This window comes from Bathymodiolus azoricus thioautotrophic gill symbiont, from assembly GCF_001298715.1.
Lineage (GTDB): Bacteria > Pseudomonadota > Gammaproteobacteria > PS1 > Pseudothioglobaceae > Thiodubiliella.
In genome coordinates this window covers 1-14,910 of the sequence record NZ_CDSC02000150.1, presented here as the reverse complement: position 1 = coordinate 14,910, position 14,910 = coordinate 1, and the positions used below count along the sequence as shown (strand labels likewise).

Below are 14,910 nucleotides of genomic sequence, written 5' to 3'. Positions count from 1 at the left end.
GATTTTCAGGATATTGCTACACCTTATCAAGGCTATTTTTTTACATTAAAAATATAGTCAATTATTCTTTATTGATTTCTACTTTTAAGCCTTTGGTGTTTTTTGAAAGTGAAAAATCAGCCTGCGCTTTCATAAGAGAATCAACGCACTCATCCAAATCACTATATTCGTCAGTGCCTGTGTCAAAACGCTTGTCACGCATAAAATAAAACATATTTTTATACTTATCCTTTGCTATTTTGAGCACAACAAAAGTGTAGTAACCGTCTTCCCAAACTGCCACTGGTTTCTCTTCGCCCCCCACTTCAATATCCCCCATATGCACGCCATGGTCTTTCTTTTGCCAGCGCTCATCAATGTGTTTTTTAATGATGTCAATTTCAGATTGAGTAAAGTCTATTGCCATAATAATTAAATGCCTTAAAATTAGTGAATTTTACGAGTATTTGGCATATCAAACACTGGCGTATCTTTAATTGGGCCACCAGCACTGGCCTCTTCATCGGTTGGTTCGCGCACCGTAACAACTTGTAAAATAAAAACCACTTCTCTGCCACACATTGGATTGTTACCATCAACGGTAACTGAATTTGCATCAACGCGAGTAACGATAAAATCTTTAGGCTCGCCGGCTTCATTTTCCATGGTAACGCTCATACCAATTTTTCTGTATTCCTCTGGCACATTATCAATGTGATCAGTGAAAACCAATGACTCGTCTCTAGGACCATAAATTTCATCACAATGAATGGGTAACTCAATCACATCGCCTTGCTCTTGACCCACTAGTTCTGCTGTTACCTCAGATGACAAGACTTCGCTAATCCCTTGTATGTAGCCAAGTGGAAATTCCACTTCAGATAACACTTCTTTGGTTTTTTTATCAATGACTTTATAAGTCAATTCAACAAATTTACCATCTTCAATGACCATTTTACTCATTGCTAAAAAATAGTAGCACCAAAGATTTTAATCTCATTGTCTTCGTTATAGCCTAACACTAAACGACCGAGATATTCATTGCCCGTCATATTCTTATTGGTTTGCTTGTAAAGCACAGTGACATGCTCACCACGACGAATCATACCTAAATACTCAGGGTCTTTTTCCAAGCCCTTGGTTAGCTTACTGCGAGCAAATTGTTTGCCCATTTCAATTTCATTGGCGCCACGAAGCATTGCTTCAGAAAAATTTCGAGTGAACGCACTATAATTTTTATTGTTAGAGTATTTGACCAAATCATTCCAAAATGGATTAGCAACTGCCAATATCTCTTCATCTGTTTTTTCAATAATATTCATTTTTTTTATTTTTAGCTAAATTATTTTTTTTGAGACTGCTATATACACTGAGCATCCACTCAATGCATATAAAGGTCTCTTTTAAACAAAATAAAAAACCAACATAAAAATGTTGGTTTTTTATCGTTTCCAACAAAAACTTATTAAAAGAGACCTTTGCATAAATAGGAGTAATCATCAGAAACCCACTTTTCACCCACTTGACGATTTTTTAAACCCAGCCTTAGTTCTGCTAGGACAAGGTTTAAAGAAATCGCCAATTGAGCAAAAATTGGGTTTTGCCAATCATCCCTATTTATACAAAGGTCTCTAAAAGTCTTTGTTAAGCAAGATTTCTACTTCTCGCTATCACCCACTAAGTGATACAAGGGTTGTTTCTCCATCTTGTATTCACCGGTAGTACGATTACGCTGTGAAGTCGTCAAAACATGCCAATTTTTATCGTCAAGTTTCATCTTATCACCACGATAGTAGTAACCAGGCCAGCGAGTTTCCTCACGGAACAAAGTATGCTGAACCACACACTCAGAAGTACGATGACGGTGCTTAAGCTCCCAAGCACGCAACAACTGGTGAATGTCTTCTGCACCCACTTTTTCTAAATCTTCTTCTAAAATCTTCAACTTATGAAGACCCATATTTAAAAGCTTGTCATTGGTCATATACTGTACTGTTACGCCACCAGCATACTCGTCCATCAACTTCTGTAGACGCTGTAAGCCAGGCATTGGTAATATGTAACTTGGAGACACAGTGCCACCAACGATTTCGTTACGACCCACTGTGTAAGTCTCTAATGGTTTATAAATTTCAGCTTTACGGTCATCAATTTGCTTCTGTGAAATGCCAATACCTTCTGCCTTGCCATCATCAATATATTTACAAGCAGCTTTCGCAGACAAACGACCTTCAGTAAATGAACCTGAAGAGAATGCGTGTGGCGTACCACCAACTGCATCACCTGCACCAAATAAACCATTCACAGTCATCATGCGATTATAGCCCCAGAAATACTCAGGAATGTTACCTGAAATATCCTCAGGACCTGAACACCATGCACCACAGCCTGTAGCATGTGAACCCATTACATACGGCTCAGATGTTGTTAATTCAGGGTTGATGTATTTAGGGTCAATGTCTGTTGCAGCCCATAATACCGCTTGACCAACAGTCATACCTAGGAAGTTTTCCCATCCTACTTCTTCTAAATGAGGGTCTTGGAAAGCTTCTACAGTTACCATATGAATCGGACCACGACCAGCAGCTACTTCTGAAATAAAGGCATGGTTACGCAAACAAGTTGGAATTGGCTTATGAGAGAAATGTTGATTTTCAGTATCAAGATACGCCTTGCCTACTCTTTCTGCTAATTCTGGAAACCACTTTGACTCATACTCATCGCCATAAGCATTTTGCGTATAAGTCTTAAGGTGTAAGAAATATGCACCAACGGGGCCATAACCGTCTTTGAATCGAGCAAGAACGATACGGTTTTCCATTTGTGTCATCTTAGCACCAGCCTCAATGAGCAATGCATAAGCAGAACCTGAAGACCATGGCGCATACCATACACGACCTGCACCTTCACCCACTGAACGCGGTTTAAAGATGTTAGACGCACCACCAGCACCAACGATTACTGTTTTAGATTTGAATACATGGTAGTTACCTGTACGCACATTAAAACCAACAGCGCCTGCAACACGATTTTCTTGAACATCGTCCATTAATAAGTGTGTTACCATGATACGGTTAAATGTCTTGTCAGCATTCACTTTTGCAGCTTCTGCAACGATAGGCTTATAAGATTCACCATGAATCATAATCTGCCAGCGACCTTCACGCATATATGAGCCTGTTTCAGGATTTTTCATTAGTGGTAAACCCCACTCTTCAAACTTATGTACTGCAGAGTCAACATGACGCGCCATATCAAAAGCTAAGTCTTCACGAACCATACCCATCAAGTCCATACGCGCATAGCGCACATGGTCTTCAGGATTGTTTTCACCCCAACGAGTACCCATATAACAGTTAATCGCATATAGACCTTGAGCAACCGCACCAGAACGGTCAATGTTTGCTTTCTCAGCAATTATAACCTTCTTGTCACGGCCCCAGTATCTTGCTTCATAAGCGGCACCTGTACCACCTAAACCTGCACCAACAACTAAAATATCAATGTTGTCTTCAATAATTGTCTTGTAGCTCATTAGTAGTACACTCCTTCTTTAAGTTTCAAACCGTTAGACTCTAACGTGTGTAAGCCACCATCATCCAAACGAATTGACTCTGGCTCAAATGATAATAACTCTGAGCGTCGCATTTCATCGCTAGGCTCTGCTTCGTTTCTGAAGTCAGGAATTGCTGAACCCCATGGCTTAGTCGTGATTGGTGATAAGAAGTTCTTCTCACGACCATCTCTAAATTTAATCTTCCATGCAATCGTGCCTTTTTCTTCATCACGGATTACACGAACACTGTGTCCTAGCGGTGCAAAATCCGCATAGCCACGAACATCAATCGCTTGGTGTGGACATGCTTTAACACATGAGTAGCACTCCCAACACATATTAGGTTCAATGTTTAGTGCACGACGATATTTCTTATCGATATGCATAATGTCAGATGGGCAGATATCTACACAATGTCCACAACCATCACAACGAGTCATATATACAAAAGTTGGCATATTATTTCTCCTTTCTTTTAAGTTAGTTTATAAAATTAGTAATGGTTTGGCTTTTCGCGCTTAATGCCAAGACCCATATCCATTGGAGCGTCTACTAACAACTCCATAGAATGTCTTTTTTGTTGTTCAGGCTCATCTCTGCTCAACGTTGGTAAGTTCTCAGCAGAACCGTCTGCCTTTCTAATACGCTTATCATAAGCAGCAAATGGCTTGAAGAACATGTGTGAAAACTTAGACCAGTAAACACCACCAAATAACGAAACAGTAGAAAGGATAACGAGTAAAAACTCCCAACCCACTGAATTACCATTGTAAGACCAAATTAACGCAGTAATAGAAGTTGCCATTAATGACAAACTAAATGCGTCTCTTTTAAGGTCAATGTTAAAGGGTGAGTTACCTTCGGCGGCAACATCAACTTTAAATACAAACCAAAACCAAACGCTACCAACAGCTAGCATAATCGCACCAATATGCCATACTTGTGTCAATGTTGCATCAGCGCCATTTGCGCCAAAGATCATGACAGCTGTTGCTGCATTGAATAAAATAAAACCATACATAGTCAACAAGTGAACAAGACGGCGTACTGGATTTTTAAATTCACCAGCTGAAACAACATCTGTTACGATTGTTGAAGTTGCAATGCCGATTTTATCGCCAGCACTCAACTTATTTACTGCATCTGCTTTTGCTTTATTTGCACTTTCAAAGAAGAACTTTGCGCTCTTTTTGTGCAACATATCCATTATTGTCATAACGATGACAAGTGCAACCATTATCATGACATAAGTTTGCATTGTTTCGTACGGCATACCGGCCGCATTTAGCGCGGCGATTGGTGTGTTGGTGATCATAGTTTCATCCCTCCTTTAGGTTTGTATAATCAGTTGTGTAATCACATTAAAAAATCATCAAGTCAACAAGCAAACAATTATATACTAATATTTACTTATTTTAAAAAATAAATTTATTTCTTACTTCGCTGAGTGTCCACTCAATTTAATTTCTACCTTATCTTCATCCTTAATGCTAGCATAGTAAGCTTGCAGAACCTTAGCCACTTCAGGACGCGAAAACTCTTCTGGTAAATCTTCACCATCTGAAAGCATCTTACGAACTTTAGTGCCCGACAATAAAACACGATCCTTCGCTTCATGTGGGCAAGTCTTCATTGAAGACATACCGCCACATTCATGACACCAAAAAGTCCAGTCAATTTTAAGTGGTTGTGTCACCAATGCATCACTTGGAATCTCGTCAAAGATATTATGCGCATCAAATGGACCATAGTAGTCATCAACACCTGCGTGGTCACGACCCACAATTAGATGTGAACAGCCATAGTTTTGTCTAAATAATGCATGTAATAACGCTTCACGCGGACCTGCATAACGCATATCTAATGGGTAGCCAGATTGTAATATCGTGTTATCAACAAAATAGTTATCAATTAATACTGAAATTGCTTCTGAACGCACATCGGCTGGAATATCGCCTGCCTTAAGTCCGCCTAACACTGAATGAATCATGACGCCATCACAAATCTCTACAGCAATTTTCGCTAAGTATTCGTGTGAACGGTGCATTGGGTTGCGCGTTTGAAAGGCTGCGATTGTTTTCCAACCCTTGTTATCAAAATAAGCACGCGTCTCAGCGGGTGTCATATATAAGTCACCAAATTTTGCTGGGAAGCCACCGTCTGACAATACTTTAATCGGTCCTGCAAGGTTGTATTCACCCTGTGCCATAACCATTACAACACCTGGGTGTGCATCTTCAGTTGTTTTAAAAACTGTTTCACACTCATGCGCCTTGTCAATTGAATACTTCTCAGTTACCTGCATTGTTGCAAGAATATTGCCAGACTTACCACTTACAATAGCGACCTCATCATCAGCTTTTACATTTTCATCGTTAGTAGACAAAGTCACAGGGATTGGCCAAAATAAACCATTTGTCATTGTCATATTGTCACAAACACCTTTCCAATCGGCTTTACCCATAAAACCATCTAATGGATTGAAACCGCCAATACCCAACATAACAATATCACCTTCCTCTCTAGAAGAACAAGTAATTTTTGGTAGTGACTGCGCTCTTGCTAACTCTGCTGTTAAAGCATCGCCTGATAGTGCTAATTCGTTGATTGTATCGCTACCATGTGGTGGGACTAATTTTGACATGTCTAATCCTATATTGAATTTAAAAAGAGAATTATACCAATAGCGATTTTTAACGCTTTCGTTTATAGTAATATTACTTCATACCTCCTAAGAGGTATATGAAAAGCATTACAACTTAATTTTAAATTTAACGCGCTGAGTGCCGTTCTTAGATTTCTTGGCAACTATTTTATCTTTCTTAATGTCGTAACTCAAAGTGCCACCACTAAAAGAATCAAAGCCTTGAACGAAATGTGCATTACCCTCAAGGCGCACAAGTTGCTTGTCGATAAAATAGGTAATAGTCTGGGCATTCGCCTCAACAGAACGCGCTTGATTAGGTTGGTTCTGTTTGTAATGCGCCAATTTTTGCTTATTGCCTCTAGCAATTATCTTACTGATTGCTTGTTTAACACTAAAAATTTGTATTTCTTCAGCGCTTAGCGCTAAAGAACCTTTTGTTACTTTAGCATTGCCTGTATAAGTACTAAACCCACGGGGTTCATCAATGAGCACAGTTTGTGCTTTCACATCAACAGGCGCTTTATAGTCACCAATTAATGCATGCAATGCAAAAGACAGCAATGACAAAAATAGGAAAATGAGCTTATTCATAATGTCCTATTACGCCACCTGTTAACTTAACTTTTTTAGCTTTGGCATTAAAATGCATCCCTGTTGAATGAATATCTACTGTCCTAGATTGATAATGTACCTTTTCTTTGGTGCTATAAATTTCTTTATTATTTGATTGGTTAATGACTAAATTTTTAGTGTTAATTATTGACCCCGATTTCTGCAAGATTTTTATCGTGTTAAGCAACTTCACAAGATTCTTATTCATATTCATATCAACGCCCTGTGCATGAATTTTATTACCATCTGCTACATAGGTAGTATCTCTTTTAGAATAATAATGCTTTTGAGCGTTTGACTGGTCAATCGTTAAATCACGAGTAAATATCTCTTGCCCGCCGTCCTGACTGATACTGATTTTTCCCCACAACTGCATTTTATCTTTTGTCTCTATCATAGTCATACCTTCTGCAAGAACTTTGCTATGTTCATCAAAATAAGTGATTTCTCTTTGACTAATCAAGTCACTGGTTTTGGTGTTTACCGACAGTTCTTTAGCATGCATTTTATAAACAATCCCTGTATTGGATTTAATATCAACTTTGCCCTTAAACTTGATGTCACCATTGCCTAGATAATTAGCGCGCTTGGAAGTCATGGTGTAGGATTCTTCACCTTTTTCATTATAGGCGGTAACTGTTGGCTCTATTAGTAAGGCAGGGGCTTGTTTAAAATTAAAATAGTTTTTGGCTTCAACAAAATGCACAAGTTGTTGTTTGCTATTAAATTCTTGCAAGGCAAAATTATCAATTTTTTCAATATAGTTAGTGATTTTATCTGTGTTTATATTATCATCAGATGTGAACATAGATGAAACCAGCGTTATAAAAAGCCAGACAATACCAATAGGCACTATAATAAAAACCACAACTAATAAATTTCGTCTTAAGTGAAAATTAATCATAACAATAAAATAAGTGGTGTCTACGCCATAACACCAAACCATGCCTTGAACATTGAAACTGTTGAAAAAATTATCGTGCAACATAATATTAAACTATTGCAATACCGACACAAAACAGCTGATGTACAAACACAACTTAACGAAAGCGTACAACTACAACAACTCTGCTTAAAACATCATACTTTATTTATCATCAATGATGATATTAACCTAGCGAAAAAAATCTCTGCCGATGGCGTGCATTTAGGTAAAAACGATGACTCAATCCAGCAAGCACGCGAACAATTAGGGGTAAACGCTGTTATTGGTGTGTCATGCTACAACGATATTAACTTAGCACAAAGCGCACAAAATCAAGGTGCAAACTATGTGGCGTTTGGTGCATTATTCCCATCAGCCACCAAACCTGATGCCCCGCAATGTACGCTAAACATTATCACCCAAGCAAAACAACAGTTAAATATTCCCATTGTTGGCATTGGTGGTATTGACTTTGATAATCAACAACAAGCTTTCAACGCAGGCTGCAATGCAGTGGCCATGATTGCTGCTTTGTGGGATTAGGCTATTTCAATCAACTGACTAACACTAGGGCAATACAAAGCACAACGCACTGGACAGGCATAAATCTCAGACATTGCTTGTTTGTAAAATAGCAATTGCTTTGCGTGTTGTTTTTGTTGGCGTTTAATAAAACTTGCTAACGGTTCATTCTGCGCAGGTTCGGCGATTTTATAATCAATTACCCATAAAACATCATCATCTATAAACAATCTATCTATAACGATTGTACGCCCGTCCAAAAAAAACTCGGCTTCATTTAGTGATAATGCCCTTTGCTTAAAAAGCCAATCAAATTTTTCATCATTTTTAGTGTTATCCAACAGTTTGATAATAAACATCTGCCAACGCTCAATATCTTTAGGTGATGCGCCAATCTCAATCAGGCGATTACGAATATTTTCAATACTCGGTGTGAATAATTCCTGCTCATAATATTGATGCACCAAAGTACCTAAAGCACTCTTAAATAAGCGTTCAAAGTTTTGTTGGTATTCAATAAATTCGCCTTGTTCTGGTGTTTTATTGATTGGTGTTTTCATTTGAGAAAATCGTTCTAATAAAGGCGCTTGGACACCTTCAAGCATATCAGGTGTCTTGTCAATACCTCCAAAAAGGTTTTTATAAAATGGCATTAATAAATGCAAAAAAGCGCCTTTAATACTATTGCCAGATTTATTGACTGCACCTAACAAATGCAAGTTTGACTTAGCACGGGTCATTGCCACATACAACAAGCGCATGGTTTCAAACTTATCTTGTTGTGACTCAATAAACTTTAGATAGATGTAGGTCGCACTTTCATTCATATCAACAGCTGGCTTGATAGGGGCTAATAGCAAAGATTTATTAGAAAACTCACGCAGTTGCATTATCGCATTATCATTACTTTGAGAGCCCTTACCTAGACTAGGAATAATGACACTATCAAATTCCAGTCCCTTTGATTGGTGGATAGTCATTAACTTAACTAATGCCTTGTCACTTGGCGCATATAAGTTTTTCATCGCACTCTCAATGGTTTTTATATTGAGCATTTGTTGCGTTTCACAGTTGTGAATAATTTTTAAAAACTCATTTTTAATTTCTAGTTTGGTATTTGATAATACATCATTGATCAATCCTAACTGATTAAGCGCATAACTCAACAATTCAACAAAATTAAATCGCCCCTGATTGTTAATAACATCTTGCAAACAGTGATGCAAATGTTTGGCTCGTTTTTGCCCATCTTCGCTGAGTTGTGCCAAGATGCTCTCATCACTCAGTTGCTGATAAATAATACAATCATCATTTTCAGACAATACTAACAAATCGTTTAAAACAAGTCCACACCAAGGTGCGCGTAAGACACTTAGCCATGCCAACTTATCGCCTAAATGTAATAGCGCTTTAGTGAGTGAAAATAAATCACGCGTTAATAAATGGTTTTGCAATTTGGTAATCTCAACTGACTCAAAATCGATATTGTCGCCTTTAAGTTGTTGTGCAATATTTTCTAAATGTGAGCGAGCACGCACTAAGATGGCTATCGTGCCGCTCTTATTATTCTGCAAAGAAGTTTGAACAATCTCACTAACTGATTTTGCCTCTAGCAAAGATTGACCATGTGCAAAAGGATGAAAAACAATGGCATTTTTATCCTCTTCATTTGAATTTGATTGCGACCTAGAATACGAAATTGCGCCTTGGTGCACATCATTATTTTCTGGAAATATTTTACTAAAGAGTCTGTTGTTGCCCTCAACAACACTTTTTGAAGAACGAAAATTAGTGCTTAATATTAACGATCTTGGTTGAATATTAGCAATACCTTCTTCCCTTACCTGCAAAAATAAACCCACTTGTGACTCTCTAAACCTATAAATTGATTGCATCGGGTCGCCCACTAAAAATAGCGTTTTGCCATCACCATCTTGCCATTGGTTAATCAATTTTTCAATGGTATTAAATTGCGATGCTGAGGTGTCTTGAAACTCATCAATCAATAAATGCTGAATTTTGTAATCCAAAAACAAAGCAATATCGCTTACGCCTTTTTCTTCATCTAACGCCTGATTGGCATTCAGTGCTACTTCAATAAAATCATGCGCTTGTTCCTGCTCAAAATACACATTCAAATGCGCCACACTCAACTTTAGCACCTTGGCAATTGCTAGTAAAATATTGGACTGCGCTTGAGAGAATTCTACATCCGGCAAAGAGCTCAACTGTTGCAAGGCTGCTTGTAATTCTTGGTTAAACAATGCTGGTGGTAATTTTTCCTCCAAAACCTTGCGCCAAGTGCCCTTTTTGGTTAGACAAAATTCAGCAATTGTGTGCCACGCTTCCAAATTCTCATAACCAGTACACGGCAACAACTTAACCTTATTGTATTCTAAGTTATTACTAACTAACATTAACGCAAAGAAATTCGCGTCAAAATGTGGCTCTGCTAACGCTTGTAAATATTCAAGATGCGCCGCAACAATTTCTTTGGCGTTATTTTGCAATACTTCTTGGTTTAATGCACCTTCTCTATACAAACGCGTTAGCCATTGGTCACGCTTAGACAACATTTGCATGACTAACTTTTGAAAGCTGACAACATTGTTATCCAAATGCAATAACAAATCGGCAATTGCTCTGCCTTGCTGCTTATCATCAATCATCAGCAATACTTGCTCAGTCGCATATCGATAAGCATTATCACGCGCCCAGTTTTCAGCCATAATTTGGCGTGGCACGAGTTGTAATGGCAAAGGATAACGATTGTTAATCAGATTGTACAGCCCATCAATGGTAGATATTTTTAATCGCTTTGGATTTTGTAATAACCCCCATTCTTTCTCATCCGAGCGTTGCATCACTTGCAATGCTAATTCGTAAGTTATTTGCTTGTGTGGCACTTTTGGCTTGGTGTCAAAACTAGACTGTAATGCAGATAAAACACGCTGAGTCATCTCGTCAACCGCCTTATTGGTGAATGTCATTGCCATAATATTCTCAGGCTCATCACAAACTGACAACAACTTTAAATAGCGTTGCGTTAATAACTCTGTTTTGCCTGAGCCCGCTGGGGCTTGAACGATAAAAGACTGGCTAATATCCAGGGCTTGATCTCTTTGTGCTTGGTCATTCACCGTTACTTGATGTTTTGTAAATAGTTTACTAATTCATTGACATTAGTATGCGGGTTATTTTTCGCATTTTGGCACGTGGTTGGTATTTTAGCTTTTAAATCATTAAAGATAATTTCTGATTTTTTGTAATTTGGAAAATATTCTTTAAAATATTTGTCTTTTCTAAGTTCGTCAAAATTAGTAAACGGTCTATCAGTTTTTGTAAAATGAAGTAATAGCCAAAACTCAAAACAAGGCTCTGAAAAAGCATAGTAATACACGCCTTTTGGCTTTTTTATTTGCTCAATTGTGTTTTTAGTCTCTTGATATTTTGTATGTCCATCTTTATCAAAAACACAATAAACTCTATCAAAAGGGTTTCCTTTTCCTATAGAACCCTCATAAAGTTCTTTTGCTTTTCTTAACAAACTGTCTGGTGTTGTCTGCTTAATATCTAATATCTCAATGTTAACGGTACTCAATTTTAAATCTTCAATCAATTTGTTAAAATAATTGATTTCAGTTTCTTTACCCTCACAAACAATCAAAACTCTATCATAAGATTCCCTTGTCGCATTCTTTCTACAGTTATAACCAGATTTTGTTTTGCGTTTTGCCATATCGTTATTTTAAATACGGGACTGCGCCATAACGACCAGAAAGATAGGCGCTTTCTAAATTATCCACACCTTTTCTAACTTTGAAATCAGCAAGTGAAAACAACTCAGTAGCATTGTTTTCTTTTTCACAAAACCACACTTGATCTTTTCTAAATGTATCTTGATTAAGTAGTGATGTCTCATGAGTAACAAAAATAAGTTGCGCACCGTGTTTGTTAATCTCTGGATTGTGAAACATGCTTACTAAATATGCCACCAACTTTGGGTGCAAACTATTATGCAATTCATCCACCACCAAACAGTAGCCCTTTGCCAAAACACGTAACCACGGCCCTGCGAGGCCAAATAGTTTTTGCGTCCCCTCTGACTCCTGCTCTTTAAAATTAAAAGGCACTACATCGCCATCATCAGACACATGTTGAGATTCCACTTTAAAGAACTTAATTTTTGATAAATCTTCACCTTTTTTTACTAAAATATCCTTCATTTCATCAGGAATTTTTGATTCCTCTGCTGTTTCCTTAGATACAACAAAATTTTCAATACCAACATCAAATGCTTGCATAAGATCTAAAATTTCTTGTGCACTTTCCTTGCTCACATTTGCTTGATAACAAGTAAAGTCAAAATCGCCTGCCTCAAACATCCCTGTTAACTTTTGAACAGCAGAAAAAACAACCTGTAACGATTCACTATTGAATTGCACAGCTGTTGATAAAAACAATGAATTGTCTTTGGTGTTCTCTTGCCAAGTTTTCTTTTTACCTTTGAGGGCGCTCATTGTCCCCCATTGGCTTGTTGACTGTCGATCAATCAGATTTTGCGGACTACCCTTGGGATATTGATACAACCATTCATCAATAATCTTATCCTCAGTAGCTGAAAATCCATACACATAACGAACCCCATTATCAATCAAATCTAGTTCAAACTCTGTGGGTTGGTTTTTAGATTCTTTAGCGAGTAAGAAAGGCTCGATGTTTTTAACGCCTGTATTGGGCTGGTAACCAAAAGAGCCTCTAATAATGTTTAACATAGACCATAAAGCTAACACTAAATTAGACTTACCACTGGCATTTGCCCCATAAATAACGGCGCTATTTAACACATCCAGTGTTTTGCCTGTAGACAAGGTAATTGTGGTGAAATTATTTGTTAATTCATTTTTTTTGGTTTTTAACAAACGCAGCGTTTGTTTGTCTTTAATTGAACGAAAGTTAGTGACACTAAATTCAAGCAACATAATCAATAAAAAGTATAATAAAACTAATATTTTGACAGTTTTTGTCAAAAAGTCAAATTTATTTAGATAAATTTTCTAATTGTGTTAGCCAATCATTAAAGCCCTGACATTTACTCTTAATTTTTGTTAATCCTATTTGTTTTAGAATTAAGGGCGCATGCTGAACTTTCCCGTACTGTGGTACATGCTTTTTAATGCGCCTAGATGGCGCGGTTTCTTTAGAATTGTTAATGGTTTCTATATCGTCAAACTCACTTAAAACAGCGTCAATCCAATCTTTATATGTACCTAACCCCGCTGCCATTTTTTCATTATCGCTAAACAATAACGCTTCAAATTCATACATTTGAATGTAGGGAATAATTTTATTTCGTTGATCTTTTTTAATGCTTTGTTTGATTTTTTCCTCTAAAGTTTGTTTGGTTTCATTATCACTTACCCTCTTAAAGCCATAAAAATCATATAGGGTTGGTAGAATCGTAATTGTGTATTAAGTTATTTAACTTTTGACTGATCCTATCAATACTAATATTGCTCTTCATGTTTTGTGTGTCCACAAAAACACGATGCTCTGCCAAATGCGGAACAATCACCTCATTTGTAAATTTATATTCCGAATGCCCTTCTACTGAAATTAACAGTCTTACCATTTCGGCTCACCACCCAGCAAACCCTCACTCCAAGCCCCCCACTTGATAAGTGTCAATCCAATCTCCCAAAACTTTTTTATCCAGTCTTTTAAATTCTGATTTGCCATTATCATAATTCACCACAATAAAGTCATCGGGCTCAAAATAATTAGCAAGTTCAACCGATTGGGTGGAAATAATCACTTGCGAACCATCGTTTGCGTTTGCTACTGCCTGAATAATTTCTGACAAGACAGCAAGTGCTGTTGGATGCAAGCCGATTTCTGGTTCATCCAGCACAATGGTTGCAGGGCGCAGGTCTTTGGGTTGTAAAAATAGCGTTGCCATGCAAATAAAACGCGCTGTACCATCAGACAAAGTTTGTGCCGAGAACCCAGATCCTTCTAAATCATTTTTATGATGCCATCTTAAAATAACCTCGTTTTCATCTTTTTTTAAATCAAAATCATGGAAATAAGGAGCAACTGTTTGCACCGCTTGGACAATTTTTTGATAATCACCCTGAAAGTCTTTTTTCAATTTCAATAAAAACGGTGCAAGATTACCCGCATCACTCCACAAAAAACCATTGGCATTAATCTCTTGAAATGATTTAAATTTTGCAGTATCAGAGGTATCATGAAAATGATACAACTTGCATTGCCTTAAATATGTTCTGGAATAATCAACAATTGGCTCTTTGTTATTTTTAATATCGCTTTCTAAAGCGTTTGAAGTTATTGGACGATAAGGTCTTTCAACTTTATCACCATAAAAATACCTTTCATCATATTGAATCAACAGACTGTCATTATCCTTATCCTTAATTAGTCGCCCCTTAAAAACCCACCCCAACCAAACCAAAACCACCCATTTTTCCAACCATCCAAATCAACAAAACTGCTTTTTATCCAACACCACAAAAAACCTTAGGTATTTTACAAAAAATAAGCCCAGTTTTTGCCAAAACAAAAAAATAGTGGCTATCACCAGCCATTTTCTCAAATTCCAAGCACAGGCAGCCATTAAAACATTAATGGCTCTTGTTAAAAACAAGT

Annotated in this window: 16 protein-coding genes; 1 reads left to right on the top strand and 15 read right to left on the bottom strand. The window is 37.4% G+C overall.

Annotated elements, in window-relative coordinates; translation table 11 throughout:
- Positions 1-61 precede the first annotated feature (61 nt).
- From BAZSYMA_RS03105 to lptC, 9 genes are all read right to left on the bottom strand, one after another.
- On the bottom strand, positions 62-406 hold the full coding sequence (locus BAZSYMA_RS03105; protein ID WP_090715539.1) for a hypothetical protein: 345 nt from the start codon (positions 404-406) through the stop codon (positions 62-64).
- Positions 407-426: 20 nt separating this feature from the next.
- Complete coding sequence (locus BAZSYMA_RS03100; RefSeq protein ID WP_090715537.1) at positions 427-942, bottom strand: FKBP-type peptidyl-prolyl cis-trans isomerase; 516 nt, start codon at positions 940-942, stop codon at positions 427-429.
- Between the two features lie 2 nt (positions 943-944).
- On the bottom strand, positions 945-1,301 hold the full coding sequence (locus BAZSYMA_RS03095) for a hypothetical protein (protein ID WP_090715534.1): 357 nt from the start codon (positions 1,299-1,301) through the stop codon (positions 945-947).
- Positions 1,302-1,636: 335 nt separating this feature from the next.
- On the bottom strand, positions 1,637-3,514 hold the full coding sequence (gene aprA, locus BAZSYMA_RS03085; RefSeq protein WP_090715530.1) for an adenylyl-sulfate reductase subunit alpha: 1,878 nt from the start codon (positions 3,512-3,514) through the stop codon (positions 1,637-1,639).
- Positions 3,514-3,993, bottom strand: a complete 480-nt coding sequence (gene aprB / locus BAZSYMA_RS03080) for an adenylyl-sulfate reductase subunit beta (RefSeq protein WP_090715528.1) — start codon at positions 3,991-3,993, stop codon at positions 3,514-3,516. Before aprB ends, aprA begins: the two co-directional genes overlap by 1 nt.
- Before the next feature lie 35 nt (positions 3,994-4,028).
- Complete coding sequence (locus BAZSYMA_RS03075) at positions 4,029-4,793, bottom strand: adenylyl-sulfate reductase (RefSeq protein WP_090715544.1); 765 nt, start codon at positions 4,791-4,793, stop codon at positions 4,029-4,031.
- Between the two features lie 177 nt (positions 4,794-4,970).
- Positions 4,971-6,179 carry a sulfate adenylyltransferase gene (sat, locus tag BAZSYMA_RS03070; RefSeq protein WP_090715526.1) on the bottom strand — a complete coding sequence of 403 codons (1,209 nt, stop codon included), beginning with the start codon at positions 6,177-6,179 and terminating at the stop codon, positions 4,971-4,973.
- A 108-nt stretch (positions 6,180-6,287) separates the two neighbouring features.
- Positions 6,288-6,773, bottom strand: a complete 486-nt coding sequence (gene lptA / locus BAZSYMA_RS03065; protein ID WP_090715524.1) for a lipopolysaccharide transport periplasmic protein LptA — start codon at positions 6,771-6,773, stop codon at positions 6,288-6,290.
- The gene (gene lptC / locus BAZSYMA_RS03060) at positions 6,766-7,698 is read right to left on the bottom strand and encodes an LPS export ABC transporter periplasmic protein LptC (RefSeq protein ID WP_090715522.1); all 933 of its coding nucleotides are present in this window, start codon (positions 7,696-7,698) and stop codon (positions 6,766-6,768) included. The genes lptA and lptC overlap by 8 nt, the downstream gene beginning before the upstream one ends.
- On the opposite strand from lptC, the gene thiE reads away from it, so the two are divergent.
- Positions 7,684-8,262: a thiamine phosphate synthase gene (gene thiE, locus BAZSYMA_RS03055; RefSeq protein ID WP_273542793.1), complete on the top strand. Its 579-nt coding sequence runs from the start codon at positions 7,684-7,686 to the stop codon at positions 8,260-8,262. The genes lptC and thiE overlap by 15 nt on opposite strands.
- Here thiE and BAZSYMA_RS03050 read toward each other — a convergent pair.
- Genes BAZSYMA_RS03050 through BAZSYMA_RS03025 form a run of 6 tightly spaced genes read right to left on the bottom strand, consistent with a single transcriptional unit; the run spans position 8,259 to position 14,722 of the window.
- Entirely contained in the window at positions 8,259-11,381 is a 3,123-nt protein-coding gene (locus BAZSYMA_RS03050) for a UvrD-helicase domain-containing protein (protein WP_090715520.1), read from the bottom strand. The genes thiE and BAZSYMA_RS03050 overlap by 4 nt on opposite strands.
- Positions 11,382-11,383: 2 nt before the next feature.
- Positions 11,384-11,980, bottom strand: a complete 597-nt coding sequence (locus BAZSYMA_RS03045) for an RloB family protein (RefSeq protein ID WP_090715517.1) — start codon at positions 11,978-11,980, stop codon at positions 11,384-11,386.
- A gap of 4 nt (positions 11,981-11,984) precedes the next feature.
- Positions 11,985-13,223 carry an AAA family ATPase gene (locus BAZSYMA_RS03040; protein ID WP_143243080.1) on the bottom strand — a complete coding sequence of 413 codons (1,239 nt, stop codon included), beginning with the start codon at positions 13,221-13,223 and terminating at the stop codon, positions 11,985-11,987.
- Positions 13,224-13,281: 58 nt separating this feature from the next.
- Positions 13,282-13,701: a DUF4276 family protein gene (locus BAZSYMA_RS03035; RefSeq protein ID WP_237731585.1), complete on the bottom strand. Its 420-nt coding sequence runs from the start codon at positions 13,699-13,701 to the stop codon at positions 13,282-13,284.
- Complete coding sequence (locus BAZSYMA_RS03030) at positions 13,682-13,873, bottom strand: hypothetical protein (RefSeq protein WP_090715511.1); 192 nt, start codon at positions 13,871-13,873, stop codon at positions 13,682-13,684. The genes BAZSYMA_RS03035 and BAZSYMA_RS03030 overlap by 20 nt, the downstream gene beginning before the upstream one ends.
- Before the next feature lie 24 nt (positions 13,874-13,897).
- Positions 13,898-14,722 carry an AAA family ATPase gene (locus tag BAZSYMA_RS03025; RefSeq protein ID WP_206599437.1) on the bottom strand — a complete coding sequence of 275 codons (825 nt, stop codon included), beginning with the start codon at positions 14,720-14,722 and terminating at the stop codon, positions 13,898-13,900.
- Positions 14,723-14,910: the final 188 nt, after the last annotated feature.